The sequence below is a fragment of the Streptomyces sp. NPDC058872 genome, from assembly GCF_042743065.1.
Taxonomy (GTDB): domain Bacteria; phylum Actinomycetota; class Actinomycetes; order Streptomycetales; family Streptomycetaceae; genus Streptomyces.
Map to the genome: position 1 here is coordinate 39,591 of NZ_JBHYMK010000045.1, position 25,894 is coordinate 65,484.

Consider the following 25,894-nt stretch of genomic DNA (forward strand, 5'->3'; position numbering starts at 1 on the left):
GCCATAAGCTGGCCTTATGAGCAGTGAGTCGAGCGAGACGCCGTCACCCCTCTCCCACCGGGTCCCGGACCTCGGCGCGCTCGAACTCCTCCTCGCCGTCGCCCGGCACGGAAGCCTCGGCGCCGCCGCCCGGGAGGTCGGCATCACCCAGCCCGCCGCGAGCAGCCGCATCCGTTCCATGGAGCGGCAGCTCGGCGTGGCCCTCGTCGACCGCTCGCCGCGCGGTTCCCGGCTCACCGATGCGGGCGCCCTGGTCACGGACTGGGCCCGGCGGATCGTGGAGGCCGCGGAGGCCTTTGACGCCGGCGCCCAGGCCCTGCGCGGACGGCGGGACTCGCGGTTGCGCGTGGCCGCCTCCATGACGATCGCCGAGTACCTGCTCCCCGGCTGGTTGATCGCGCTGCGCGCCGAGCGCCCCGACACCGCCGTGTCGCTCCAGGCCGGGAACTCGGCTGCGGTCGCGGAGCGCCTCTTCACCGGTGAGGCGGACGTCGGCTTCGTCGAGGGGCTCGCCGTGCCGGACGGCCTCGACGGGGTCGTGGTCGCGCACGACCGGCTCGCGCTCGTCGCCGCTCCCTCGCACCCGTGGGCCCGGCGACGGAAACCGCTCGACCCGGCGGAGCTCGCCGCGACCCCGCTGGTCCTGCGGGAGCGCGGCTCCGGAACCCGGCAGGTCCTCGACGCGGCGCTCTCCGCGCACGGCGGACTCGCCCCGCCGCTCCTCGAACTCGCCTCCACGACCGCGGTGAAGGCGGCTGCGGTGAGCGGGGCGGGGCCCGCGGTCCTCAGCGAACTCGCGATCGCGGAGGAGTTGGCGTCGCGCCGGCTGGTCGCCATCCCGGTGGACGGGGTCCTGCTGCGCCGGGACCTCCGCGCGGTCTGGCCCGCGGGCCACCGCCCGACGGGCCCGGCCCGGGACCTGCTGTCGCTGACGCGGGGCTGACGGTCGTCCCGTCGCCCCGGCGGATCTGCCCGCGCGGTCGGATCAGAGGTCCGTCGCGCGGAACGTGATGCGACCGCCGACCGCCGTCAGACGGACCGGGACCTCCGACAGCTCCGTCGCCGGGGTCCTCAGGGGGTCGGCCGCCAGCACCGTCAGATCGGCCCGGTAACCGAGGGCGAGACGGCCCGCCTCGTGCTCCTCGCCCACCGCGTACGCGGGCGCCGTCGTCATGCCGCGCAGCGCTCCCAGGGCGGTGAGCGCCTGCTCCGGTCCGTGCGGAGCCCGGCCGAGGTCACGGCTCGGGCGGCGGTGCCGGGCTCCGGCCATCACGCCGAGCGGCGGGAAGGGGGCGATCGGCCAGTCGGACCCGAGCACCACCGTGGCACCCGATTCCGCCAGGTCGCGGCAGCGCCACGCCCGTGCGGCGCGTTCTTCGCCCAGCCGCCGGGACCAGTTGTCCGTGTGGTCGGCGCGGGTGAAGTCGCAGCAGTGCGTGGGTTGCATCGAGGCCAGGACGCCCAACTCCGCGAACCGGCGGAGGGTGTCGTCCGGCACCGTTTCGATGTGCTCGACCCGGTGCCGCACTTCGGCCCCTCCGGCGGCCCGCGCCTTCTCGACGGAGTCCAGGACGTGCCGCACGGCCGCATCGCCGATGGCGTGCGTCGCGGTGGTCACGCCCGCCCGGTGCAGCTCCCCGATGACGCGGGTGTACGCCTCGGGGTCGGGCCAGAAGGCGTGGGTCGACTCGCCGTGGCAGTCCGGGTGCTCCAGCCACGCGGTGCCGTTGTCGATGGTTCCGTCCATGAACAGCTTCACTCCCGCGACCCGCCACGACTCGCCGCCCAGGCCTTGGAGCGAGATCAGTTCCCGCACCCCGTCCGCGTCGGTGCCCGGCTGGCACCAGGGCGCCACGCGGAGCCGCAACGGCAGCTCACCGGCCCCGTCGAGCGCTTCGTACAGGGCCAGGCTGTCCCCGTTCGCGTCCATGGCGTGACCGCCGGTGAGACCGGCCGCCGCCATCGATCGCAGTGCCGCGGCGAGGCGCTGCCGGCTCTCCTCGTGCGTCGGCCGGGGCGCGACCCGCTCGACCAGCTCGCAGGCCGCGTCCTCCAGGAGCAGCCCGGTCGGACGACCGTCGGCGTCGCAGACGACCTCGGCGGACGCCTGTGCGAAGGTCCGGGGACCGTCCACCCCGGCGAGCGCGAGTGCCTGCGGGCTGGCCAGTGCCGAATGGGCGTCGAAGAGCAGGAGGAACGCCGGCACCCCGTCGAGCAGGGTCTCGAAGGGCGCGGTGCTGACGGGGCGGTCGCCGAAGACGTTCGGGTCGAGGCCCCAGCCGAACAGCCACGGCCCGCGTCCGAGGGCCCGCACTTCCCGCGCCAGGGCGTCCCGCACGTCGTCCAGGTCGGAGCAGGACGACAGGTCGAGGCCGTGGGTGAGCTCGGCACCGGAGACCGGGTGCAGGTGGCCGTCGACGAGGCCGGGGGTGACGACCGCCCCCTTGAGGTCGATGACGGTGGTCGCCGGATCGGCCAGCGCCCGGACCTCCCGTTCGTCGCCCAGCGCGGAGATCCGTCCGTCGTCGGAGACGGCGAGCCCGGTTTCCGGCAGGAACGTCCCCGTACCGGGGTCGAGCAGGCGGGCTGAGGACAGGACGAGTCGGGTGCGCACGGTGGCTCCAGGGAGAAGGTGTGGCGGGGAGGAGGCGGGGAGGAGGCGGGTGGGGAGGGACGGGGAAGGAAGCCGGTGGAGCGTGGGGGAGGGACGGGGGGCCCGGTGGGGGGTGTCGCGGACGACCGCCGCTGACGTCAGCCCGGCCGGGGCGGATCCACGGGCTCGACCGGTCCGGTCGACCGCACGGGGGCGGCTGGTTCCTCCGGTCCGCTCGGCGCCTCCGGCGCCGCCGTCTCGGTCAAGGTGCCGTGCGGCAGGCCGAGTACGCGTTCCGCCGTGGTGACGGCCATCCGGGTCACCACCTCGGGGCGGTCGCTCCGGTCGGTGTTGGCGTGGGCGCCGAGCCCGTCCAGCACCACCAGGATCTGGATGCCCGCTGCGCGCGGGTCCTCGGTCCGGAACTCGCCCCGCTCGACGCCTGCGCGGATGAGTCCTTCGAGCCGGTCGTCGGAGGCGATCTCCATCGCGGCCACCCGGTCGCGCAGGACGGGCCGGTAGCGGCTGAGGTGCCGGGCGTTGATCCACAACCGACTGATGTCGTCGTACGCCTCACCGGTCGACAGGGCGAAGTAGCGCGCGAGGTACTGCGTGGGCGTCCCGTGGGGGCGGTCGGCCGGCAGCAGCGCGTCCAGCTCGCCGATGGCGGCGACGCCGAACGCCTCGGCCACGAGTTCCTCTGCCGAGGGGAAGTAATGGCTGATCAGTCCGGGGCGCACGGTCAGCTCATCGGCGACCCGCCGGAGCGTGACGCACTCCAGGCCCTCGGTCAGGGCGATCCGGGCTGCGGTCTCCACGATCTCCGCCCTACGGGCCTCGGGAGTTTTCCGAATTCTCTTGCGCTGAACGCTTGACGGCATATCGGGAATGCTATTGAGTGTGCGACCAATAAGCAAGCAGGTGGGCACGACACACATCCGGAGGGCCGTATGGCTTCCACGATCCCCGACCCCGGCGCCGCCCGCGCCGATGCCGCACCACCGGTCTCCGACCGGCCCGGCCGCATCGAGGCCCACGGCATCGACCACATCCCCGATGCCGAGCGCCACGGGCGTCCCCGCGAGCTGTTCTCCGTCTGGGCCGCGGCGAACGTCAACTACCTCAACCTCGTGGTCGGCGGTGCCCTCGTCCTGATGGGCCTGAGCCTCTGGCAGGCCCTGGCCGTCATCGCCGTGGGCAATCTCTTCTGGGTGCTGACCGGGCTCCTCGCCACCTCGGGGCCGGCCGCGGGAGCACCGAGCGAGGTGATCACCCGTGCCCTGTACGGAGTCATCGGCAACCGGGTGAACAACGCGATCGGCGGCTGGCTGGTCTCCGTCTGCTACTTCGCGCTCAACCTCGCCGCCGCCGCGACGGCCGCCTTCGCGCTCGTGGAGAAGGCCGGAGCCACGGCCGGCGTTCCCGTCCAGGTGGCCGTCATCGTGCTGATCGCCGCCCTCACGCTGGTCATCAGCGTCTACGGGCACGCCCTGATCATCAAGCTCTACCTGCCGATCACCCTGGCCCTGGCGGGCGCCTTCACCGTCGTCGCCCTCGCGGTCCTCAAGCACGCCGACTTCTCGTACGTGCCGGACCGGCCGCTCGCCGGGGCCGAACTCTGGGCGGTGCTCGTCGCGGGCACCACGATGATCGCCTCGGGTCCGCTGTCGTACACGACGAGCGCCGACTTCTCCCGCTACCTGCCGCGCACGGCCCCGCCGAAGGCGATCGCCGGCTGGACCGCCTTCGGCGCCTTCCTGCCCAGCCTGGTGGTGGGCGCGCTGGGAGCGCTCGCCGCGACCGCCGTCGACATGACCGACCCCCAGAAGGCGCTCCAGGAGATCCTGCCGGGTTGGTTCGTCCCGGTCTTCCTGCTGACGCTCGTCCTCGGCACGATCTCCATCAACGCCCTGACCGCGTACAGTGCCGGACTCGCCCTGCAGGCCGTCGGGCTGCGCATCCGGCGCACCGTCAGCGTCCTCTTCGACGGCGCCGTCGCGATCGCCCTCACCCTCTACGGCCTGCTGGTCTCCAACTTCCTGGACACCGTCAGCAACGCCCTCCAGATGACGGTCGTCCTGATCGGCCCGCTCATGGCCGTGTACGCCACTGACATCGTGCTGCGTCGCAACCGCTACGACGGGCGGGCGCTCTCCGACGAGTCCCCCACCAGCCCGTTCTGGTTCGCCGCCGGTGTCAACCCGGCCGGCGCGCTCGCCCTGCTCGCGGGCGTGGCTTCGGCGGCCCTCTGCGTCAACACGCTCTACGCGGGTCCGGTCGCCTCCGTGCTCGGCGGGATCGACCTCTCCCTGCCGGTCGGCATGCTCGTGGCAGCCGCCCTGTACGTGCTCCTCGGCCGCCGTGCGGTGGCGGCCACGAGCACCTGAGCCGCGGGGCGGCCGGAGCCCACCCCGGCCGTCCCGCTCACGACCGGCCGCCCCGCACCCTCCGCCGGAAGGCGCGGGGCCCGGACCCGCGTCAGACCCGCTCGGACGCGGCTCCGACCAGCCCCTGCATCACGCGCAGGTCCTCGCCCATCTCCGGGTGCCACTGCACGCCGAGGGCCCAGGCCGGGGCGGCCAGCTCCACCGCCTCCACCGTGCCGTCCTCCGCGTGGGCGGAGGCCGTGAGCCCCGTGCCCAACCGGTCCACGGCCTGGTGGTGGTAGGTCGGGACCTCGGTGAGCTCGGGCACCAGGGAGGCGTAGCGGGTGCCCGGCACCGGCTTCACCGCGTGCCGCCCGACCACTCCGACCGCCTCCGCGTGCCCGTCCAGGTGCTGGACCAGCGTGCCGCCCAGGGCGACGTTGAGCAGCTGCATTCCCCGGCAGATGCCGAGCAGCGGGGTTCCCGAGGCGAGGGCCGCGTCGATCAGGGCCAGCTCCCAGGAGTCCCGGGCGCGGGCCGGTGGTCCGGTCCGCGGGTCGGGCTCGGCCCCGTACCGTGCGGGCTCGACGTCGGCCCCGCCCGCGACGACCAGGCCGTCGAGCCGGGACACGACCGCTGCCGCGGCCTCCGGCCCGTCCGGCGGAAGCATCACCGCGAGGCCGCCGCTCTCCCGCACGAGCTGGGGGTAGCGAGCCGGCAGCAGGGCCGCGGTCATGTCCCACACCCCCCAGCGCGCCTGGTCCAGATAGGTGGTCATGCCGATGAGCGGCTTGGTCACGGAACTTCCTCCAGTGCTGCGGAGATGCGGGCGGATCAGTCGCGTTCGAGTTCGGCCTCGGCCGCGGCGAGCGCCGCGAACTCCTCCTCGGGCGCCCGGGCCACCAGATGGTGCCGACTGTAGAACGCGAAGTAGGCGAGGGCGATCACGTACACCCCGAGGGCCATGAGCGCCGCGGTCCGGTCCACCAGGAAGGTCGCGACCAGGGCCGAGAGGGCCAGGACGAAGGCGACGGACGAGGTCGCCGCCCCACCGGGCGTGCGGTAGGGCCGGTGCAGCCCGGGCTCGCGGCGGCGCAGCACGATGTGGGAGAGCGCCATCAGGGCGTAGGAGATGGTCGCCCCGAAGACGGCGATGTTGAGCATCCGGGCCCCGTCGCCCGTCCCGGCGGCGAGCGCGAAACCGATCGCTCCGGGGATGAGCAGCCCCAGGTACGGCGACTTCCGACGGCTGGTCAGGGAGAGGAAGCGGGGCAGGTAGCCGGCCCGGGAGAGGGCGAACAGTTGGCGGGAGCCGGCGTAGATGAGGGAGAAGAAGGACGCGACCAGGCCGGCGAGGCCCGCGTAGTTCACGAAGCGGCTGAGCGCGGTCGGGTCCCCGTCGCCCTGGAGCGCCACCACGAGCGGGTTGCCCGCTTCCTGTACGGCTGCCGAGCCGCGTGCGCCGGTGGTGGCGAAGAAGGTCATGACGGCGAGGAGCACCAGGACGCCCATGGAGATCGCGAGCGCCTTCGGCATCGACCGCACCGGGTCCTTGGCCTCCTCGGCGGCGAGCGGCACGCCCTCGACGCCGAGGAAGAACCACATCCCGAAGGGGAACGCCGCCCAGATGCCGAGCAGGCCGAACGGCAACCAGGAGTTCGCTCCGAAGGCCTCGCCGTCGACCGGAATGTCGTTCAGCCCGTCCACGTGGAAGTCGGTGAACGCGCCGAGCGCGAAGACGAGGAGCGCCGCCACCGCGATCGCCGTCACGATCAGGCTGAAGCGCAGTGCCTCGCCCACGCCCCACAGGTGGATCCCGATGAAGAGCGCGAAGCAGACCAGGTAGACCGGCCAACCGGACTCCAGGCCGAAGAGCCCCAGGGACTCGACGTAGTCGCCGATGAAGATGGAGATCGCGGCGGGGGCGAGGACGTACTCGATGAGGATCGCGGTGCCGGTGAGGAAGCCGCCCCAGGTGCCGAGGGCCCGGCGGGCGAAGCCGTAGCCGCCGCCCGCGGTGGGCAGGATGGCGGAGAGTTCGGCGAGTGCGAAGACCAGGCAGGCGTACATCGCGCCCATCAGGACGGTGGCGACGGCGAGTCCGCCGAAGCCCCCCTTCGACAGGCCGATGTTCCAGCCGGAGAAGTCCCCGGAGACGACGTACGCCACGCCGAGCCCGGTCAGCAGCAGCCAGCCGGCGCTGCCGCGGCGCAAGGTCCGGCGTTCGAGGTAGTCGTCCTTCGACGGCGTGGTGTCTTCGAGCGTCATGGCAGCGTCAGCTCCCCGCAACGGGCCCAATGGATTGGTCCCATACCTTTGCGGCGCTCGTAGGGGATGCGCAACCCCCGTGCGTTACTTTCGGGTTACGCCGCCGGGGTGCCGCCTCAGGTCAGGAACCCCCGCAGCAGTGCCGCCGTGCCGGAGCAGTGCTCCCGCATCACCTCGCGCGCCGCGTCCGCGTCCCCGTCCAGGACCGCTTCCACCAGGGCGGCGTGCTGGTGCTGGGAGTGCTCCAGATTGCGTACGAGCAGGGGGATGCAGTCCAGCAGGTCGTTCACCGTCGCGCGGACCGCGGCGTACTGGGCCGTCAGCGTCGGCGAGCCGGAGAGCTCGGCCAGCGTGAGGTGGAAGAGGGTGTCCTGGCGGCGGTACTCGGTCAGCGGGGCGTCGTTCGTCGCCGCGGCGGCGGCCCTCAGGCGTTCGGCCCCCGCCGGGTCGAGGCCGTGGGCGGCGCAGAGTCCGGCCGCTCCCACCTCCAGGACCTCGCGGAAGCGCAGGGTGTCCTCCACGTCGACCGCGGCGATCCGGCGGCGCAGTTCGTCCTCGTCCGCCGTCTGGGCGCGGGGCAGCACGAACGTCCCGCCGTACCGGCCGCGTCGGCTCTCCACGAGCCCCTGTTCCTGGAGCACCTTGAGGACTTCGCGCAGGGTCACCCGGCTGATCCCCATCCGGTCGGCGAGCTCCCGTTCGGCCGGCAGGCGCTCTCCGCCCGGCACCAGGCCCAGCCGTACGACCCGGAGGATCTGTTCCAGGGCCTCCTCGAAGCCGTTGCCCGCCCGCACCGGGCGCAGCACGGGCGTCAGCCGGTCCGCCGGTTCACTCGTACTGGCCACGTTCTCGTTTCCCTTCCTCCAGGACTTCCCAAGCAATGGTCTAACGCAATACCTTATGGCTTCCGGCACGCCGAAGGAGGAGCAGTCCCGTGGCAGACCGCACACCCCCGCTCACCGTCGAGGAGCTGCGCGCCCTCGTCGCGAGCGGCGAAATCGACACCGTCGTCCTGGCCTTCCCCGACATGCAGGGGCGGCTCCAGGGCAAGCGGTTCGCCGCACCGTTCTTCCTGGACGAGGTACTCGGCCACGGCACCGAGGGGTGCAACTACCTCCTGGCCGTCGACACCGAGATGAACACCGTCGACGGATACGAGATGTCCTCCTGGGACCGCGGCTACGGCGACTTCGCGATGCACCCCGACCTCACCACCCTCCGCCGCGTCCCCTGGAACGAAGCCACCGCCATGGTGACGGCCGACCTCGCCTGGGCCGACGGCACCCCCGTCGTCGCCGCGCCCCGCCAGATCCTCCGCCGCCAGCTGGAGCGCCTCGCGGAACTCGGCCTCACCGCCCACGTCGGCACCGAGCTCGAATTCATCGTCTTCAAGGACAGCTACGAGCAGGCCTGGGACGCCCACTACCGCGGCCTCACCCCCGTCAACCAGTACAACATCGACTACTCCGTCCTCGGTACCGGACGCATCGAACCGCTCCTGCGCCGCATCCGCAACGAGATGACCGGGGCCGGTCTCACCGTGGAGTCCGCCAAGGGCGAGTGCAACCCCGGCCAACACGAGATCGCGTTCAAGTACGACGAGGCCCTCGTCACCTGCGACCAACACGCCGTCTACAAGACCGGCGCCAAGGAGATCGCCGCCCAAGAGGGCCGCTCGCTCACCTTCATGGCGAAGTACGACGAGCGCGAGGGCAACTCCTGCCACATCCACCTCTCCCTCCAGGACGCCGAGGGCCGGAACGTGATGGCCGGCGACGACCCGCACGGCATGTCCGAGACCATGCGGCACTTCCTCGCCGGCCAGCTCGCCGCCCTGCGCGACTTCTCCCTCCTGTACGCCCCCAACATCAACTCGTACAAGCGGTTCCAACCCGGTTCCTTCGCCCCCACCGCCGTCGCCTGGGGCCACGACAACCGCACCTGCTCGCTCCGGGTCGTCGGCCACGGCCGCTCCACCCGCTTCGAGAACCGCCTCCCCGGCGGCGACGTCAACCCCTACCTGGCGGTCGCCGGCCTCATCGCGGCCGGACTGCACGGCATCGAGCAGCGCCTGGAACTGCCCCCGCCCTGCGCCGGCAACGCCTACACCGCCGAGTACGCGCACGTCCCCACCACGCTGCGCGAAGCCGCCGAGCTCTGGGAGACCAGCGAGATCGCCAAGGCCGCCTTCGGCGCCGAGGTCGTCGCCCACTACCGGAACATGGCCCGCGTCGAGATCGACGCCTTCGACGCCGCGGTGACCGACTGGGAGCTGCGCCGCTCCTTCGAACGCCTCTGAGAAACGCCCTGCGAGAAGTGAGAGGAACGAGTTGCTCCAGGTACTGAACCCGGCGACCGAGGAGGTGGTCGCCACCGTCCCGGCCGCCACCCCCGGTGACGTCGACGCCGCCGTCTCCCGCGCCGCCGCCGCACAGCGCGGCTGGGCCGCCGCCGCCCCTGCGGACCGGGCCAGGTTGCTCCGCCGCTTCGCCGCCGTCGTCGACGAACACGTCGAGGAACTCGCCCGCCTGGAGGTCACCGAGGCGGGCCACACCATCGGCAACGCCCGCTGGGAAGCCGGCAACGTCCGCGACCTGCTCGACTACGCTGCCGGGGGAGTCGAACGCCTCAACGGCCGCCAGATCCCGGTGGCCGGCGGCCTCGACATCACGATCCTCGAACCCCTCGGGGTGGTGGGCGTCATCGCCCCCTGGAACTTCCCCATGCCGATCGCCGCATGGGCCACCGCCCCCGCCCTCGCAGCCGGCAACGCGGTCCTCCTCAAGCCGGCCGAGACCACCCCCCTCACCGCGCTCCGCCTCGCCGAACTCGCCCTGGTCGCCGGCCTCCCCGAAGGCCTCTTCCAGGTCCTGCCCGGCACCGGACCGATCGCCGGGAACGCGCTCGTCGAACACCCCGGCGTTGCCAAGATCGTTTTCACCGGCTCCACCCGGGTGGGGAAGAGCATCATGGCGAAGTGCGCCGACCGGGTGAAGCGAGTCACCCTGGAGCTCGGCGGCAAGAGTCCCAACATCGTCTTCGCCGATGCGGACCTGGAGGCCGCCGCCGCGGCGGCGCCGATGTCCTTCCTCGACAACAGCGGCCAGGACTGCTGCGCCCGCACCCGCATCCTCGTCCAGCGGAGCGCGTACGACCGCTTCCTGGACATCCTCGCCCCCGCCGTCGAAGGGATCCTCGTCGGCGACCCGCTCGACGAGCGCACCCAGATGGGTCCGCTCATCTCCCGCAGCCAACTCGACCGAGTCCGCTCCTACGTGACCGACGACCTCGAGGCCATCCGGGGCAAGGCCCCCGAAGGCCCCGGTTTCTGGTTTCCGCCGACCGTGCTCACCGGCGTTCCCGAGGACGCCCCCTGCGCCGTCGAGGAGGTCTTCGGGCCCGTCGCCGTGGTCCTGCCCTTCGAGGACGAGGCCGATGCGGTCCGCCTCGCCAACGCCACCGAGTACGGCCTGTCCGGATCGATCTGGACCCGGGACCTCGGCCGGGCCCTGCGCACCTCCCGAGCCGTCCGGGCCGGCAATCTCTCCGTCAACTCCCACTCCAGCGTCCGCTACTGGACCCCGTTCGGCGGCTACCAGCAGTCCGGCCTCGGCCGCGAACTCGGCCCCGACGCCCTGACCGCCTTCACCGAAACCAAGAACGTCTTCATCAGCACGGAGGGCCCCGCACTGTGAGCACCGAAGAGATCGTCTGCCGCCGCCTCGTCGGCCGCACCGCCGTCATCACCGGAGCCGGCAGCGGCATCGGCCTCGCCACCGCCCGCCGCCTCGCCTCCGAAGGCGCGCACGTGGTGTGCGGCGACATCGACGAGCGGGCCGGCAAGGCCGCCGCGGAGGAGGTCGGCGGCACCTTCGTGAAGGTCGACGTCACGGATCCCGAGGAGGTGGAGAACCTCTTCCAGGTCGCCTTCGACACCTACGGCTCCGTCGACATCGCCTTCAACAACGCCGGCATCTCGCCGCCCGACGACGACTCCATCCTGGAAACCGGACTGGAGGCCTGGAAGCGCGTCCAGGACGTCAACCTCACCTCCGTCTACCTCTGCTGCAAGGCCGCCCTGCCTTACATGCGCCGCCAGGGCAGGGGCTCCATCATCAACACCGCCTCCTTCGTCGCCATCATGGGAGCGGCCACCAGCCAGATCTCGTACACCGCGTCCAAGGGCGGGGTCCTCGCCATGTCCCGCGAGCTGGGCGTCCAGTTCGCCCGCGAGGGCATCCGCGTCAACGCCCTCTGCCCCGGGCCGGTCAACACTCCGCTCCTCCAGGAGCTGTTCGCCAAGGACCCCGAGCGCGCCGCGCGCCGCCTGGTGCACATTCCCGTCGGCCGCTTCGCCGAGGCCGAGGAGATCGCCTCCGCGGTCGCCTTCCTCGCCAGCGACGACTCCTCCTTCATCAACGCCACCGACTTCCTCGTCGACGGAGGCATCTCCGGCGCGTACGTCACCCCGCTCTAGCACCTCGCCACCGCCGCCACTCCCCGACCCCCACCCCACGCAGCCGGGCGCCGCGAGGCGCCCGGCTGCGTGCGCACGGACAGGAGAGCGTCCATGCACCGCAAGCTCCGCACCAGGGCCGCCGCGACGGCCCTGCTCCTCGCCGCGACCGGCCTGCTCCCCACGACGAGCGCCGCCGCCCGACCCGCCGGACCCCGTGACTGCCCGACCCTCACCGTCGCGGAGGGCTGGTACGGCGACAACAAGGCGCGCCTCGACGAGCTGATCGCCGCCCGGTGCGCCGAGGCCGCGGCGCACCGGGGCCCCAAGGGCGACAAGCCGGTCGCCGTCTTCGACTGGGACAACACCGTCATCAAGAACGACGTCGGCGACGCCACCTTCTACTGGCTGCTCCGCAACGACCGCATCAGGCCTCCGCGCCACGGAGACTGGTCCACCACCAGCCGCTACCTCACGCCCGAGGCCGCCGATGCCCTCGGTGCCGCCTGCCCCACCGGCGGTCGCACCCTGCCCACCGCCACCGACCTCCGCTGTGCCGACGAGCTCCTCTCCGTCTACGGCTCGGGCTCCACGACCGACGGCAAGACCGCCTTCGCGGGCCACGACCACCGCCGCATGGAGCCGCAGTACGCCTGGCTCGCCCAACTCCTGCGCGGCTGGACCGCCCGTGACGTCCGCTCCTTCGCAGCCGCGGCCCGTGCCGAGAACCTCGCCGCGCCCCGGGGCGCCACCCAGCGGGTCGGCAGTCGGCAGGTCACCGGCTGGATCCGTTACTACGACCAGCAGCGCGACGTGATCCGTGCGCTCCAGGGCGCCGGCTTCGACGTGTGGATCGTCTCCGCCTCCCCCGAGCCCGTCGTGGAGGTCTGGGCCCGGGGCGTAGGCATCGACCCCTCCCACGCCCTCGGCATCCGCAACACCACCGAACACGGCCGCCTCACCGGTCACCTCAAGGGCTGCGGCACCGTACGGGACGGCGAGGACACGATGATCACCTACATCGACGGCAAGCGCTGCTGGATCAACCAGGAGGTCTTCGGCGTCCGCGGCGCCGCCGCCGAGCGCGTCCAGCCGGCAGGCCGGCGCCCGGTCTTCGCCGCGGGAGACTCCGACACCGACGTCTCCTTCCTGCGGGACGCCACCGGGCTGCGGCTCGTCCTGAACCGCAACAAGAACGAACTCATGTGCCGGGCCTACGAGAACGGCGACGGCCGTTGGCTCGTCAACCCCATGTTCATCGAACCGAAGAAGCCGAAGCCGAGCCCGTATCCGTGCTCGACCACCGGCTACACGGCGGGCGACGGCACGGCACAACCGGTCCGGCGCGCTGACGGAAGCATCGTCCCCGACCAGGTCGACTCGGTCTTCTAGGCGGTCGTGCCCGGATCCGCGGGCCAGCAGCGCCCTCCACCCCTCCTCGGGGCCCGTCACGCCTTCTAGAGGAAGGTCATCCCCTCGCCCCGGTACGTGGGCACCGTCGCCGTGATGCGGTCGCCCTCGACCAGCTGCAGGTCCGCGAACCGTTCGCACAGCTCCCCGGCCTTCGCGTGGCGGAACCAGACCTTGTCGCCGATCCGCAGGTCGTCGGCCGGGGAGCCCAACAGCGGGGTCTGCACCTCGCCGGGACCCTCCTGCGGGTCGTACCGGAGCCCCTCCGGCAGGTACGGGACGGGCAACCGGTCCGGGCCCGCGGCCCCCGAGGCCGGGTAGCCCCCGCCGAGCACCGTCACCACGCCCACGCCCGGACGGCGCACCACCGGTTGGGCGAACAGCGCCGCCGGTCGGCCCGAGAAGGACGTGTAGTTGTCGAAGAGCCGCGGCACGAAGAGCCCCGAGCCCGCCGCGATCTCCGTCACCGCCTCCTCGGCCGCCGTGTGCTGCACGCTTCCCGTGCCGCCGCCGTTCACGAACTCCAGGTCGGGCGCCACCGCCCGGACGGCCCGCACCACGGCCGCCCTGCGCTCCGCCAACTCCCTGCGGGCCGCGGACTGCAGGAAACGGATCGCCCGGGACCGCAGCGGTCGGCCCGCGACCGCGTCCCCGACCCCGGCGACATGGCCCTCGTACGCCATCAAACCGACCAGCCGGAACCCCGGCCGCCGCACCACGGAGCGGGCCAGCTCGGCCAGGCCGGCCGGGGTCCGCAACGGTGAGCGTCGGGCCCCCACCCTCATCCGCCCGCCGAGCAGGTGCAGTGCGGTGTCCATCTCCAGACAGATCCGCACCTCCTCCGCCCCGCCCGCGCGGGCGGCGTCGATCAGGTCCAGCTGCGCCACGTCGTCGACCATCACGGTCACGGCGGCGGCGAGCTTCGGATCCCGCGCGAGTTCCCCGAACCCGGAGCGGTCGGCGGAGGGGTAGGCCAGCAGCACGTCCTCGAACCCCGCGCGCGCCAGCCACAGCGACTCGTCGAGGGTGAACGACATGACCCCGGCGAAGCCGTCCCGCGCGAGCACCCGCTCCAGCAGGGCCCGGCACCGCACCGACTTGCTCGCCACCCGCACCGGCTTGCCCCCGGCCCGGCGCACGAGGTCCGCCGCGTTGGCGTCGAAGGCCTCCAGGTCGACGATCGCCACCGGCGCGTCGAGATGGGCGGTGGCCCGGTCGTAACGGGCCCGGTCGGCGGCACGGGGAGTCATGGCCCGAGCTTGCCAGACCGGTTTGCGGGTGGGTAGCCCCTGAGTTCCCGCACCCGGGGGAACAGCCCGTAGAGTGACGGACATTGTCGAGACGAGCGGGGACGGGGATGACCAGCGAGCACCACCCCACGACCTCCCGCATCACCGAAGCCCTGCTCCCGACGACGGACGAAGGGGAGCGCACGACCCGGCTCCGCCCGGTGCGCACCCTCCGGCCACCCGTCGAAGCAGCGCCCGCCACCGCCCCGCGGTCCGCGCCGCCCCGCCCGATGACCGCCCCGGCAGCTGCTCCGGCGCCACCCGGGTTCCTGGCCGCACCCGCGCCGACGCCCGTGGCCGTACCCGGGGAGCCCGCGACCGGGTCCGCTCCGGCGGCCGCTGCACCGGCCGTGTCCACGGCTCCGCCCGCCCCACTGCCGGCCGCTCCCGTGCAGCCGCAGCAGTTCCCCCCGTACGCCCACCACGGCCACGGTGCCCTGCCTCCGGAGGTCCCGGTCGGCACCACCGACCTCCGGTCCGTCCGGCAGCGGAGCATGCGACGGACCCTCGCGGTCGCCGTCTGCACGGTGCTCGGTCTCGGGCTCGTCGGAGGATCCCTCGCCGGGGTCTGGCTCGCGGCGGCCGAGCCCACCGGGCCCGCGGAGCCCGTCGGCTACGCGGAGGCGAAGGAGCTCTGGCACGAGGCCCCCGTCGACACCCTCTTCCCCCGCACCCTCGCGGGCCCCGGCGACGGTCCCGGCGGTGCCGACCGGACCTGGACCCGGATCGTGGTCGCCCCGGACGCCGCCTGCACGCCGGCGGTCCTCGCCGGGGGCCTGCTCGCGGCCGTCGAGCCGCTCGGCTGCGAGCGCGTCCTGCGCGCCACCTACACCGACGCCACCGCCAGCAGCGTGATCACCGTCGGCCTGGTCTTCACCCGCGCCGACGCCGCCGCCCAGGGGGCCCTCGGCACGGACCTCGCTCCCCGCCTCGGAGCGGACGTCCCCCCGGCCCTTTCCGGCCCCGGCACCGTCGCCGCCCGGTTCGGCCCGCCGCAGCGCGCCGCCTGGTGGTGGGACGCCCCCACCGACCTCCCCGTCGTCGTCACCGCGGTTTCCGGCTTCGCCGACGGGCGGACGGTCGACGGCGGCCCGCTGCTCGCCGACCTCGCCATGACCGCACAGCGCACCGACGCCGCCTCCCAGGCCGGCCTCGGCCACGAGGCCAAGGGCATCACCGAACGCCTCGTGGGACTGCTGCGCACGGCCGCGACCACGGCCGCGGCCGCCAAGGAGAACGCCCGGTGATCCGTCCCAGCCGACGCCGCGCCCGTGGCGCTGCGGTCGCCCTGCTCACCGCCCTCCTCTCCGTGCTGCCCGCCACCACTTCCCCCGCACACGCCGACACGATCCGGGCCCGCCAGTGGGGCCTCGAAGCCCTCCACACCGAGGAGGCCTGGCGCACCACCAAGGGCGAGGGCATCACCGTCGCGGTCCTGGACACCGGCGTCGACGCCGACCACCCGGACCTCGTGGGATCCGTCCTCCCCGCACACGACCTCGTCGGCTTCGGGGCGTCGAAGGGCGAGCGGGCCTGGGCCCGTCACGGCACCGCGATGGCCGGCATCATCGCCGGCCACGGCCACGGCCCCGGTGCCCAGGACGGAGTCCTCGGCATCGCCCCCGAGGTCCGGATCCTCCCCGTGCGGGTCATCCTGGAGTCCACCGACGGCGCCCGGGCCAAGGCCCGCAAGTCCCGGGGCACCGCCCTCGCCGAGGGCATCCGCTGGGCCGCCGACCACGGCGCCGACGTCATCAACCTCTCCCTCGGCGACGACTCCAAGTCCGCCCACCCCGATGCGGGCGAGGACGCCGCCGTCCGGTACGCGCTCGCCAAGGGCGTCTCCGTCGTGGCCTCGGCCGGCAACGGCGGCGAGAAGGGCGACCACATCTCCTACCCCGCCGCCTACCCCGGCGTCATCGCCGTCACCGCCGTCGACCGCTACGGCACCCACGCCGCCTTCTCCACCCGCCGCTGGTACGCCACCGTCAGCGCTCCCGGCGACGACATCGTCATCGCCGACCCGGACCGCCGTTACTACGAGGGCTGGGGCACCAGCGCCGCAGCCGCATTCGTCTCCGGTGCCGTCGCCCTGGTGCGCTCCGCGCACCCCGACCTCACCCCGGCCCAGGTCAAGAGCCTGCTCACCGACACCGCCCGGGACCGGCCGAAGGGCGGGCGCAGCGACGCCAAGGGGTACGGGACGGTCGACCCGGCCGCCGCGATCGAGGCCGGCGGCCGGATCGAGGGAGGCGACCCCGTGAGCAGGACCGCCGGCTACCGGGACCCGTATTTCGGGCCCGGCCCCCTTCCCGCGGCGGAGGACGGCCGAGGCTTCGGCCTGCTGGCCCCCGCTGCCGGCGGCCTCGGGGTCCTGCTGCTCCTCACCGCCCTGCTGCTCGTGCGGACCCGGCGAACCCCCTGAGGCCGGGGGGTGTCCGGTCGACCGGGACCGGCGGCTAGGCTCGGTGCGTGGCGCTCAAGAACATTCCGGACCCCGGTTTCTCCGACGACGACGGCACGGCCGACCCGCAGCTCGCGGCGGCCCTCGCGGCCTGGGCGGAGGACAGAACCGCCCACGGCCCGGTCCTCGAAGCCCTCAAGGGGGCCCGGCTGCTGGTGCCGGTCGTGGCCGTCCTCGGGGAGGTCGAGATCGACCCCGAGACCGGGCTCAAGCAGGAGAAGACCAGCGACATGGCGGTCCCCACGCTGACGGCCGGCGACCGACGGGCCCTGCCCGCCTTCACTTCGATCGCCGCGCTCGCCCTCTGGGACCCTGCGGCCCGCCCGGTGGCGGTCCCCCTCCACCAGGCGCTCCAGGCCGTCGCCCACGAGAAGGCGGACACCCTCGTCCTCGACCTCGCGGGTCCCGTGCCGTACCAGCTGACCGGTTCCGCCCTGCTCGCCCTCGCCGAGGGCCGCACCAGCACCGATCCGCTGGACGACCCGGTGGTGCGGGAGGCCGTGCGCGCCGTGGTCGCGGCCGAGCCCACGGTGCTCCGCGCCCATCTGGGTCCGGGCGCGGCCGACGGCACCGTCGCCCTGGTCCTCGCGGCGGACGCCGCCCCGGCGGAGGCAGCCCAGCGGGTGGCCCGCGCCCTGGCCGGCGACGAAACCCTGAGGGCCCGCCTGGTGCGGGGTCTCGACCTGGCGCTGTTGCCGGCCGAGGCCACGCCCCCGGGCGAGCCCTTCTACGTGAAGCGGTAGCCGTTTCCTAGCCGTACACCGGCCCCGTGTACTTCTCGCCGGGGCCCTGGCCCGGCTCGTCCGGGACCAGGGAGGCCTCGCGGAAGGCGAGCTGGAGGGACTTCAGGCCGTCCCGCAGGGGCGCCGCGTGGAAGGAGGAGACCTCCGTCGCACTGGCGTCCAGGAGGCCGGCGAGCGCGTGCACCAGCTTGCGCGCCTCGTCGAGGTCCTTGTGCTTCTCGCCTTCCTCGGTGAGCCCGAGCTTCACGGCGGCGGCGCTCATCAGGTTGACGGCGACGGTCACGATCACCTCGACCGCCGGGACCTCGGCGATGTCGCGGGTCATGGATTCGAAGTCGGGGGTGTCGGAGGGGGCCGTTGACTCGTTCGGGGGCGTCTCGCTCATGCCCCACACGATATGACGGTCCACGGTTAGCGGAGACCGCCGGGTCCTGCTAACCTTATGTAACGACCGGCCGGACACCTCTGTGCCCGGCCCACAAGTGGAGGCTCCGTACTCCCACCTGACCACCCCTGCGGGTGGCGGGTCACCGGTCAGGTGGCGCCCATCGTTCCGTACGGACGATGGAGCCGCCCGATGTGCGCCCCGCGGTTCACCGTGGTGGTGCTCCGGTTTTCCGTGGAGCCCCGCCTGTGTACCGTCCGGGGCTTTTTTCGTGCCGTCGGCTCGGTTGGTTTCAACAGTTTCACGTGACGTGTCCGTCCGCCAAGGCGGTCGCGTGGTGCTACCGAGGAGGATCCATCAGCGCCGAGCCCCGCATCAACGAGCGGATTCGCGTTCCCGAGGTGCGTCTTGTCGGCCCCAGTGGCGAGCAGGTCGGCATTGTGCCGCTTGCCAAGGCCCTGGAGCTCGCTCAGGAGTACGACCTCGACCTGGTTGAGGTCGCGGCGAACGCCCGCCCGCCCGTGTGCAAGCTCATGGACTACGGGAAGTTCAAGTACGAGTCGGCCATGAAGGCCCGTGAGGCGCGCAAGAACCAGGCGCACACGGTCATCAAGGAGATGAAGCTCCGGCCGAAGATCGACCCGCACGACTATGACACCAAGAAGGGTCATGTCGTCCGGTTCCTCAAGCAGGGCGACAAGGTCAAGATCACGATCATGTTCCGTGGTCGTGAGCAGTCCCGCCCGGAGCTCGGTTACCGACTCCTCCAGCGCCTCGCAGAGGACGTCCAGGAGCTCGGCTTCATCGAGTCCAACCCGAAGCAGGACGGCCGGAACATGATCATGGTTCTCGGTCCGCACAAGAAGAAGACCGAGGCCATGGCCGAGGCTCGCGAGGCCCAGGCCGCGCGCAAGGCGGAGCGCCAGGGCGGGACGCCCGAGGCCGCCGCCGAGACCCCGGCCGAGACCCCGGCCGAGAACGCCGAGGCGTGATCCATGGGGGCTGCCCTCCCGGCAGCCCCCGGGTTCCGCCCGGTCCCACCCAATCGAAGAATGACGCTCCCGGCTGACCGGTGCCCGCACCGGGGGAGCGCCACTGACGAGGAGAGAACGGCGCCATGCCGAAGAACAAGACGCACTCCGGTGCCAAGAAGCGCTTCAAGGTCACCGGCTCCGGCAAGATCATGCGGGAGCGCGCCGGCAAGCGCCACCTGCTCGAGCACAAGTCGTCCAAGCTGACGCGTCGCCTCACCGGCAACGCCGAGATGGCCCCGGGTGACTCCGCCAAGATCAAGAAGATGCTGGGCATCTGAGTTGATCTCCCGCCCTCGGCGACGAGGGCATCCGGCACAGACCGGGACCCATCCGTTTTTTCGGGTCGTGTGAGGACCACCACGACCCCGCTACAAGGAGTAAGAAGTGGCACGCGTCAAGCGGGCAGTCAACGCCCACAAGAAGCGCCGGGCGATCCTCGAGCAGGCCTCCGGCTACCGCGGTCAGCGTTCGCGCCTGTACCGCAAGGCCAAGGAGCAGGTCACCCACTCGCTGGTCTACAACTACAACGACCGCAAGAAGCGCAAGGGTGACTTCCGTCAGCTGTGGATCCAGCGCATCAACGCCGCTGCCCGCCTGAACGGCATGACGTACAACCGCCTCATCCAGGGTCTGAAGGCCGCCAACATCGAGGTGGACCGCAAGATCCTCGCCGAGCTGGCCGTCAACGACTCCAACGCGTTCGCCGCGCTGGTCGAGGTCGCGCAGAAGGCCCTCCCGGCCGACGTCAACGCCCCGAAGGCCGCCGCCTGATCTTCCAGGCCCGCAGTACCTCTGCCCGGACCCGCAAGCGCGCTCGCGCCTGCGGGTCCGGGTGCGTCGGCCCCCCGACACCCGTAGTTCCGGCCCGTAGCGCCACCGGCCCGACCGGCCGTCCGGCCGAAGGGCCCCGGCCCCGAAGAGAGAACCGCCGCACCCCATGGCCACCCCCGAGCTGATCTCCCCGCGTTCCCCGCGCGTCGTCGCCGCACGGCGGCTCGCCAAGCGCAACTTCCGGGGCAAGGACCGCCTCTTCATCGCCGAGGGGCCGCAGGCCGTCCGCGAGGCCGTGGAGCACCGCGGCAGCACCGGACAACCCACCCTCGTCGAGCTCTTCACCACGGTCGAGGCCGCCGAGCGCTACGCCGCCATCGTCGACGCCGCCCGCGCTGCCGGCGCCCGCGTCCACTTCGCCTCCGACGCCGTCCTCGCCGAGGTCTCCCAGACCGTCACCCCGCAGGGGCTCGTCGGCGTCTGCCGGTTCCTCGACTCGCCGTTCGAGGAGATCATCGCGGCCCGGCCCAAGCTGGTCGCCGTCCTCGCCCACGTCCGCGACCCCGGGAACGCCGGCACCGTGCTGCGCTGTGCCGATGCGGCCGGCGCCGACGCCGTGGTCCTCACCGACGCCTCGGTCGACCTCTACAACCCCAAGTCCGTGCGCGCCTCCGTCGGTTCCCTCTTCCACCTGCCGGTGGCCGTCGGCGTCCCCGTCGAGCAGGCCGTCGCCGGACTGAAGGAAGCCGGCGTGCGGGTCCTCGCCGCAGACGGGGCCGGTCAGGACGACCTCGACGACGAACTCGACGCAGGGACCATGGGCGGTCCCACCGCTTGGATCTTCGGCAACGAGGCCTGGGGGCTGCCCGAAGAGACCCGGGCGCTCGCCGACGCCGTCGTCCGCGTCCCGATCCACGGCAAGGCCGAGAGCCTCAACCTCGCCACCGCCGCCGCGGTCTGCCTCTACGCCTCCGCACGCGCCCAGCGCCCCCGAACCTCCGGCTGAGGGCCCACGCGGTCCTCCCCGCCCAGTAGAGTGGCGCACTCGGGGCCCACTGCGCTGAACGGAGGGGTGGGGAACGGGGATGACGGTCGGCACGGACAGTCCCGCACAAGCACGGAGCAGCGCGCCGCACGCCCCGGAACCGCCGGATCCGGGGGCGGGCTCGGCTTTCGCCGGCCTCGAACCCGACGACCTGCCCGACGGTCTCGTCATCGCCGACGAGACCGGCCGCGTCGTCTGCTTCAACGCCGCAGCCGGCCGGATCACCGCCGTCCCCCGCGACCGGGCCCTCGGCCTCCTCCTCGACGAGGCGCTGCCGCTGGAGGACCTCAAGGGGCGCCGCTGGTGGCCGCTGGTCGATCCCTACGGAGGTCTCGCCACCCGCCGCGGTCAGCCCGAACGCAACCTACTGCTTCCCGGCGGCCGCGAGGTCCTCGTCTCCGCCCGTTACGTCAGGGAGCACCCCACCGGGCCCGTCCGCAGGGTCGTGGTCTCCTTGCGCGGGACCGAGGCGCGTCGTCGCACCGAGCGCAGTCACGCCGAGCTCATCGCCACCGTCGCCCACGAGCTGCGCTCCCCGCTCACCTCGGTGAAGGGCTTCACCGCCACCCTGCTCGACAAGTGGGAACGGTTCAACGACGAGCAGAAGCGGCTCATGTTGGAGACCGTCGATGCCGACGCGGGTCGCATCAAGCGACTCATCGCCGAACTCCTCGACATCTCCAGGATCGATTCCGGCCGTCTCGAAGTGCGCCGCCAGCCGGTCGACATCGCCGCCGCCATCGGCAGGCACATCCATGTGCACACCACCGCGGGCCAGTCCCCGGACCGCTTCTTCGTACGGATCAGACCGCAGCTGCCCGCGCTCTGGGCCGATCCCGACAAGATCGACCAGATCCTCGGGAACCTCCTCGAAAATGCGGTGCGCCACGGCGACGGAACCGTCACCATCGAGGTGGGGCCCACCCGACTGGGCGACGACGGGGAAGAGGGGACGGAGGTCACCGTGAGCGACGAGGGACCCGGCATCCCCGAAGCGTCGATGGGCCGCGTCTTCACCCGGTTCTGGCGGGGAAGCAAACGCGGCGGCACGGGCCTCGGCCTCTACATCGTCAAGGGCGTCGTCGAGGCCCACGGCGGCACCATCACCGTCGGACGGGGCCCCCGCGGCGGGGCCGAGTTCCGATTTATCCTGCCCGTCGGCACCCCGGCCCATCTCCTCTGACGTCTCAGCAGGCGAGACCGTACGAGATCAGGAGCCGCCCGGGTCGCCCACGGGCTCATCCGCGTCCCTGCGCCCCGTTAGACTCGTCCTTTGGCACGTTTGCGCCCTTGACGTCGAGCGGGGCCGCCCAGCCAGCCAACGGAAGCACGGGAAGAGATGTCCGCACCCAATAAGTCGTACGATCCGGTTGAGGTCGAGGCACTGAAACCGGAAGAGATCGAGCGCATGCGGGACGAGGCGCTCGCCGCCTTCGCCGCCGCGGGCGACCTCGACGCGCTCGCGCACGCGAAGACCGCGCACACCGGTGGCACCTCGCCGCTGGCGCTCGCCAACCGGGAGATCGGCGCCCTCCCCCCGCAGGCGAAGGCAGCCGCCGGAAAGCTCGTGGGCCAGGCCCGCGGCGTCGTCTCCAAGGCGCTCGCCGCCCGTCAGGGCGAGCTGGAGGCCGAGCGCGACGCCCGCGTCCTCGTGGAGGAGGCCGTTGACGTCACGCTGCCGTACGACCGCGTCCCGGCCGGCGCCCGACACCCGCTGACCACCCTCATGGAGCGCGTCGCCGACGTGTTCGTCTCCATGGGGTACGAGGTCGCCGAGGGACCCGAGGTCGAGGCGGAGTGGTTCAACTTCGACGCCCTCAACTTCGTCCCGGACCACCCGGCGCGCCAGACCCAGGACACCTTCTTCGTCCAGGGCCCCGAGGGGACCACGGGCGACGAGTCCGGCGTCGTGCTCCGTACGCACACCTCGCCGGTGCAGGCCCGCACGCTCATCGACCGGGAACCCCCGGTCTACGTCGTCTGCCCCGGCCGCGTCTACCGCACCGACGAGCTCGACGCCACGCACACTCCGGTCTTCCACCAGATCGAGCTGCTGGCCGTCGACGAGGGCCTGACCATGGCCGACCTCAAGGGCACCCTCGACCACATGGTCCAGGCGCTCTTCGGCTCGGACATGAAGACCCGGCTGCGGCCCAACTACTTCCCCTTCACCGAGCCGTCCGCCGAGATGGACATGCTCTGCTACGTCTGCCGCGGCGAGTCCGTCGGCAACCCGGACCGTCCCTGTCGCACCTGCGGCAGCGAGGGTTGGATCGAGCTCGGCGGCTGCGGCATGGTCAACCCCAAGGTGCTGGTCGCCTGTGGAGTGGACCCCGAGAAGTACAGCGGATTCGCCTTCGGGTTCGGCATCGAGCGGATGCTGATGTTCCGCCACAACGTCGAAGACATGCGAGACATGGTCGAGGGTGACGTCCGGTTCACCCGGCCGTTCGGGATGGAGATCTGATGCGGGTCCCGCTTTCTTGGCTGCGGGAGTACGTCGACCTGCCGGCGACGGAGACCGGCCGTGACGTCCAGGCCAAGCTCATTTCGGCAGGCCTCGAGGTCGAGACCGTCGAGCAGCTCGGTGCCGGCCTGACCGGCCCGCTGGTGGTCGGCAAGGTCCTCACCATCGAGGAGCTGACGGAGTTCAAGAAGCCCATCCGCTTCTGCACCGTCGACGTCGGCCAGGCCAACGGCACCGGCGAGCCCCAGGAGATCATCTGTGGCGCCCGGAACTTCGCCGAGGGCGACAAGGTCGTCGTGGCCCTGCCCGGCGCCGTGCTCCCCGGAGACTTCCGGATCGCCGAGCGCAAGACGTACGGCCGCGTCTCCCGCGGCATGATCTGCTCCGGCGACGAGCTCGGCATGGGCGACGACGGCACGCACGGCATCATCGTGCTGCCGCCGGAGCACGAGATCGGCACCGACGCCACGGTCCTCCTGGAACTGTTCGACGAGGTCCTCGACATCGCCGTCACCCCGGACCGCGGCTACTGCCTCTCGATGCGCGGTGTCGCCCGCGAGACGGCCACCGCCTACGGCCTGCCGCTGCGCGACCCGGCGCTGCTCGACGTGCCCGCGCCGAACTCGTACGGCTACCCGGTCCAGATCACCGAGCCGATCGGCTGCGACCGCTTCACCGCGCGCACCGTCGTCGGTCTGGAGCCCGAGGCGCGTTCCCCGATCTGGCTGCAGCGCCGCCTCCAGAAGGCCGGCATGCGTCCGATCTCGCTGGCCGTCGACATCACCAACTACGTGATGCTGGAGCTCGGCCAGCCGCTGCACGCCTACGACCGCAACCGGCTCGACGGCCCCATCGGGGTCCGCCGCGCCGAAGCCGGCGAGAAGATCACCACCCTCGACGGCACCGTGCGGGTCCTGGACGCCGCTGACCTCGTCATCACCGACAACCGCGGCCCGATCGGCATCGCGGGCGTCATGGGCGGAGCCAACACGGAGATCGCCGACCCCGAGACCGACCCCGAGACCGGGATCGTCACCGGCACCTCCGAGGTCGTCATCGAGGCCGCGCACTTCGACGCGATCTCGATCGCCCGCACGGCACGCCGCCACAAGCTGTCCTCCGAGGCGTCCAAGCGCTTCGAGCGCGGTGTCGACCCGCAGGCCGCCGCCGCTGCCGCGCAGCGCTGCGTCGACCTGCTCGTGCTGCTCGCCGGCGGTACGGCCGAGGCCGGGGTCACCGAGGTCACGGCCCCGTCCGCGCCGCGGACGATCGCCATGCCGGCGAACCACCCGGACAGGATCGCGGGCGTCGACTACGGCCGCGAGACCGTGGTCCGCCGCCTCCAGGAGGTCGGCTGCGACGTCTACGGCCAGGACGAGCTCGTCGTCACCGTGCCGTCGTGGCGCCCCGACCTCAGCGAGCCGAACGACCTCGCCGAAGAGGTCATCCGGCTGGAGGGCTACGAGAACCTGCCCTCCACGCTGCCGAAGCCGCCGGCCGGCCGCGGGCTCACCGAGCGCCAGCGCGTCCACCGCCGGGTGGGGCGCGGCCTGGCCGGCGCCGGCTACGTCGAGGCGCTGAACTACCCGTTCATCGGGGAGCAGGCCCTCGACCACCTCGGTCTCGACGCGGACGACGCCCGCCGCCGCCTCGTGAAGCTGGTCAACCCGCTCTCCGACGAGGAGCCCGCGCTGCGCACGACGCTCCTCCCGGGGCTGCTCGGCGCGCTCCGCCGCAACGACAGCCGCGGCAGCCACGACCTGGCGCTCTTCGAGACCGGTCTGGTCTTCCGGCCCGAAGGAGAGCCGCGCATCGCCGTTCGGCTTCCGGTCGACCGTCGTCCCACCGACGAGGAGTTCGCCGGCGTCAATGCCGCGCTGCCCGTGCAGCCGCGCCACGCCGCGGTGGTCCTCGCCGGTTCGCGCGAGCAGGCCGGCTGGTGGGGCAAGGGCCGTCCGTCCGACTGGGCGGACGCGGTCCAGGCCGCCCGGACCGTCGCCACCGGGGCCGGGGTCGAGCTGATCGTCAGCGCTGCCCAGCAGGCTCCTTGGCACCCCGGCCGCTGTGCCGCGTTCCACGTCGAGGTCGACGGCGAGAAGGTCCTCGTCGGCCACGCCGGCGAGCTCCACCCGCGCGTCGTGAAGGCCTTCGGCCTGCCGGCCCGCAGCTGCGCCATGGAGATCGACCTGGACCTGCTGGAGAAGGCGAACGAGGGGCCCGTGAAGGCGCCCCGGATCTCCTCCTTCCCGGTCGCCACCCAGGACGTCGCCCTGGTCGTCGCCCACGGTGTGCCGGCCGCCGAGGTCGAGGCCGCCCTCACCGAGGGCGCGGGGGAGCTCCTGGAGTCCATCCGACTGTTCGACGTCTACACCGGTGACCAGCTCGGAGAGGGCAGCAAGTCCCTGGCGTACGCGCTGAAGTTCCGCGCCCCGGACCGCACGCTGACCGTCGACGAGGCCAGCGCGGCCCGCGACGCGGCGGTGGCCCTGGCCACCGAACGCACCGGCGCCGTCCTGCGCGGCGCCTGACGCGCCGCAGCGCGGCGGAGGGCCGCCCCGGGAACGTTCCCGGGGCGGCCGGACCGGCGGTTCGAACTGAGCTGG

At 72.6% G+C, this 25,894-nt stretch carries 23 protein-coding genes; 16 read left to right on the plus strand and 7 right to left on the minus strand.

Annotated elements, in window-relative coordinates:
- Positions 1-16: 16 nt before the first annotated feature.
- On the plus strand, positions 17-943 hold the full coding sequence (locus tag ACFW22_RS25470; RefSeq protein WP_386408699.1) for a LysR family transcriptional regulator: 927 nt from the start codon (positions 17-19) through the stop codon (positions 941-943).
- Between the two features lie 42 nt (positions 944-985).
- Here ACFW22_RS25470 and ACFW22_RS25475 read toward each other — a convergent pair whose 3' ends face one another.
- Both ACFW22_RS25475 and ACFW22_RS25480 read right to left on the minus strand, forming a co-directional pair.
- Positions 986-2,614: an amidohydrolase gene (locus ACFW22_RS25475; RefSeq protein ID WP_386408701.1), complete on the minus strand. Its 1,629-nt coding sequence runs from the start codon at positions 2,612-2,614 to the stop codon at positions 986-988.
- A gap of 137 nt (positions 2,615-2,751) precedes the next feature.
- A complete protein-coding gene (locus ACFW22_RS25480; RefSeq protein ID WP_386408703.1) occupies positions 2,752-3,411 on the minus strand; it encodes a TetR/AcrR family transcriptional regulator in 660 nt (219 codons plus the stop codon).
- 132 nt (positions 3,412-3,543) lie between these two features.
- Here ACFW22_RS25480 and ACFW22_RS25485 point away from each other — a divergent pair, with 132 nt between their 5' ends.
- Complete coding sequence (locus ACFW22_RS25485; RefSeq protein WP_386408705.1) at positions 3,544-4,980, plus strand: purine-cytosine permease family protein; 1,437 nt, start codon at positions 3,544-3,546, stop codon at positions 4,978-4,980.
- Positions 4,981-5,071: 91 nt separating this feature from the next.
- Here the strand turns inward: ACFW22_RS25485 and ACFW22_RS25490 are convergent, their stop codons facing one another.
- From ACFW22_RS25490 to ACFW22_RS25500, 3 genes are all read right to left on the minus strand, one after another.
- On the minus strand, positions 5,072-5,758 hold the full coding sequence (locus tag ACFW22_RS25490) for a gamma-glutamyl-gamma-aminobutyrate hydrolase family protein (RefSeq protein ID WP_386408707.1): 687 nt from the start codon (positions 5,756-5,758) through the stop codon (positions 5,072-5,074).
- A gap of 35 nt (positions 5,759-5,793) precedes the next feature.
- Entirely contained in the window at positions 5,794-7,227 is a 1,434-nt protein-coding gene (eat, locus tag ACFW22_RS25495; RefSeq protein WP_386408709.1) for an ethanolamine permease, read from the minus strand.
- A 116-nt stretch (positions 7,228-7,343) separates the two neighbouring features.
- Positions 7,344-8,072 carry a FadR/GntR family transcriptional regulator gene (locus ACFW22_RS25500; RefSeq protein ID WP_386408711.1) on the minus strand — a complete coding sequence of 243 codons (729 nt, stop codon included), beginning with the start codon at positions 8,070-8,072 and terminating at the stop codon, positions 7,344-7,346.
- 89 nt (positions 8,073-8,161) lie between these two features.
- On the opposite strand from ACFW22_RS25500, the gene ACFW22_RS25505 reads away from it, so the two are divergent.
- The 4 genes from ACFW22_RS25505 (at position 8,162) to ACFW22_RS25520 (ending at position 13,075) form a co-directional block, all read left to right on the plus strand.
- Positions 8,162-9,526 (plus strand): glutamine synthetase family protein, encoded by a 1,365-nt coding sequence (locus tag ACFW22_RS25505; protein WP_386408713.1) that lies wholly within the window; start codon positions 8,162-8,164, stop codon positions 9,524-9,526.
- Positions 9,527-9,557: 31 nt separating this feature from the next.
- Positions 9,558-10,922, plus strand: coding sequence for an aldehyde dehydrogenase family protein (locus ACFW22_RS25510; protein ID WP_386408715.1), 1,365 nt, complete (start codon positions 9,558-9,560; stop codon positions 10,920-10,922).
- Positions 10,919-11,704 (plus strand): 3-oxoacyl-ACP reductase, encoded by a 786-nt coding sequence (locus ACFW22_RS25515; RefSeq protein WP_384875855.1) that lies wholly within the window; start codon positions 10,919-10,921, stop codon positions 11,702-11,704. Before ACFW22_RS25510 ends, ACFW22_RS25515 begins: the two co-directional genes overlap by 4 nt.
- Positions 11,705-11,797: 93 nt before the next feature.
- Positions 11,798-13,075, plus strand: a complete 1,278-nt coding sequence (locus ACFW22_RS25520) for a haloacid dehalogenase-like hydrolase (RefSeq protein ID WP_386408718.1) — start codon at positions 11,798-11,800, stop codon at positions 13,073-13,075.
- A gap of 65 nt (positions 13,076-13,140) precedes the next feature.
- On the opposite strand, the gene ACFW22_RS25525 is transcribed toward ACFW22_RS25520, so the two are convergent.
- Positions 13,141-14,343, minus strand: a complete 1,203-nt coding sequence (locus ACFW22_RS25525; protein ID WP_386408720.1) for an amino acid deaminase/aldolase — start codon at positions 14,341-14,343, stop codon at positions 13,141-13,143.
- Positions 14,344-14,450: 107 nt separating this feature from the next.
- Here ACFW22_RS25525 and ACFW22_RS25530 point away from each other — a divergent pair, with 107 nt between their 5' ends.
- Genes ACFW22_RS25530 through ACFW22_RS25540 form a run of 3 tightly spaced genes read left to right on the plus strand, consistent with a single transcriptional unit; the run spans position 14,451 to position 17,589 of the window.
- Entirely contained in the window at positions 14,451-15,629 is a 1,179-nt protein-coding gene (locus tag ACFW22_RS25530) for a hypothetical protein (RefSeq protein WP_386408722.1), read from the plus strand.
- Positions 15,626-16,807, plus strand: a complete 1,182-nt coding sequence (gene mycP / locus ACFW22_RS25535; protein WP_386408724.1) for a type VII secretion-associated serine protease mycosin — start codon at positions 15,626-15,628, stop codon at positions 16,805-16,807. Before ACFW22_RS25530 ends, mycP begins: the two co-directional genes overlap by 4 nt.
- Positions 16,808-16,854: 47 nt before the next feature.
- On the plus strand, positions 16,855-17,589 hold the full coding sequence (locus tag ACFW22_RS25540) for an SseB family protein (RefSeq protein ID WP_386408726.1): 735 nt from the start codon (positions 16,855-16,857) through the stop codon (positions 17,587-17,589).
- Positions 17,590-17,596: 7 nt separating this feature from the next.
- Here the strand turns inward: ACFW22_RS25540 and ACFW22_RS25545 are convergent, their stop codons facing one another.
- Positions 17,597-17,974 carry a DUF1844 domain-containing protein gene (locus tag ACFW22_RS25545; protein ID WP_386408728.1) on the minus strand — a complete coding sequence of 126 codons (378 nt, stop codon included), beginning with the start codon at positions 17,972-17,974 and terminating at the stop codon, positions 17,597-17,599.
- Between the two features lie 305 nt (positions 17,975-18,279).
- Here ACFW22_RS25545 and infC point away from each other — a divergent pair, with 305 nt between their 5' ends.
- The 7 genes from infC to pheT all read left to right on the plus strand — a co-directional run bounded on the left by infC (position 18,280) and on the right by pheT (position 25,819).
- Positions 18,280-18,966, plus strand: a complete 687-nt coding sequence (gene infC / locus ACFW22_RS25550) for a translation initiation factor IF-3 (RefSeq protein ID WP_386408730.1) — start codon at positions 18,280-18,282, stop codon at positions 18,964-18,966.
- 125 nt (positions 18,967-19,091) lie between these two features.
- Positions 19,092-19,286, plus strand: coding sequence for a 50S ribosomal protein L35 (gene rpmI / locus ACFW22_RS25555; RefSeq protein ID WP_030493495.1), 195 nt, complete (start codon positions 19,092-19,094; stop codon positions 19,284-19,286).
- 106 nt (positions 19,287-19,392) lie between these two features.
- Positions 19,393-19,779, plus strand: a complete 387-nt coding sequence (gene rplT, locus ACFW22_RS25560) for a 50S ribosomal protein L20 (protein ID WP_225799578.1) — start codon at positions 19,393-19,395, stop codon at positions 19,777-19,779.
- 166 nt (positions 19,780-19,945) lie between these two features.
- The gene (locus tag ACFW22_RS25565; protein WP_386408733.1) at positions 19,946-20,785 is read left to right on the plus strand and encodes a TrmH family RNA methyltransferase; all 840 of its coding nucleotides are present in this window, start codon (positions 19,946-19,948) and stop codon (positions 20,783-20,785) included.
- 79 nt (positions 20,786-20,864) lie between these two features.
- Positions 20,865-22,007 (plus strand): ATP-binding protein, encoded by a 1,143-nt coding sequence (locus ACFW22_RS25570; RefSeq protein ID WP_386408735.1) that lies wholly within the window; start codon positions 20,865-20,867, stop codon positions 22,005-22,007.
- 156 nt (positions 22,008-22,163) lie between these two features.
- Positions 22,164-23,291: a phenylalanine--tRNA ligase subunit alpha gene (gene pheS / locus ACFW22_RS25575; protein WP_386408737.1), complete on the plus strand. Its 1,128-nt coding sequence runs from the start codon at positions 22,164-22,166 to the stop codon at positions 23,289-23,291.
- Entirely contained in the window at positions 23,291-25,819 is a 2,529-nt protein-coding gene (gene pheT, locus ACFW22_RS25580) for a phenylalanine--tRNA ligase subunit beta (RefSeq protein ID WP_386408739.1), read from the plus strand. The genes pheS and pheT overlap by 1 nt, the downstream gene beginning before the upstream one ends.
- Positions 25,820-25,894: the final 75 nt, after the last annotated feature.

Bases quoted from the DNA above. Each gene is read 5' to 3' on its own strand.
- ACFW22_RS25470 (WP_386408699.1), top strand. From the start codon at position 17: ATGAGCAGTGAGTCGAGCGAGACGCCGTCACCCCTCTCCCACCGGGTC.
- ACFW22_RS25485 (WP_386408705.1), top strand. From the start codon at position 3,544: ATGGCTTCCACGATCCCCGACCCCGGCGCCGCCCGCGCCGATGCCGCA.
- eat (WP_386408709.1), bottom strand. From the start codon at position 7,227: ATGACGCTCGAAGACACCACGCCGTCGAAGGACGACTACCTCGAACGC.
- ACFW22_RS25520 (WP_386408718.1), top strand. From the start codon at position 11,798: ATGCACCGCAAGCTCCGCACCAGGGCCGCCGCGACGGCCCTGCTCCTC.
- ACFW22_RS25525 (WP_386408720.1), bottom strand. From the start codon at position 14,343: ATGACTCCCCGTGCCGCCGACCGGGCCCGTTACGACCGGGCCACCGCC.
- ACFW22_RS25530 (WP_386408722.1), top strand. From the start codon at position 14,451: ATGACCAGCGAGCACCACCCCACGACCTCCCGCATCACCGAAGCCCTG.
- ACFW22_RS25545 (WP_386408728.1), bottom strand. From the start codon at position 17,974: ATGAGCGAGACGCCCCCGAACGAGTCAACGGCCCCCTCCGACACCCCC.
- rpmI (WP_030493495.1), top strand. From the start codon at position 19,092: ATGCCGAAGAACAAGACGCACTCCGGTGCCAAGAAGCGCTTCAAGGTC.
- ACFW22_RS25565 (WP_386408733.1), top strand. From the start codon at position 19,946: ATGGCCACCCCCGAGCTGATCTCCCCGCGTTCCCCGCGCGTCGTCGCC.
- ACFW22_RS25570 (WP_386408735.1), top strand. From the start codon at position 20,865: ATGACGGTCGGCACGGACAGTCCCGCACAAGCACGGAGCAGCGCGCCG.
- pheS (WP_386408737.1), top strand. From the start codon at position 22,164: ATGTCCGCACCCAATAAGTCGTACGATCCGGTTGAGGTCGAGGCACTG.
- pheT (WP_386408739.1), top strand. From the start codon at position 23,291: ATGCGGGTCCCGCTTTCTTGGCTGCGGGAGTACGTCGACCTGCCGGCG.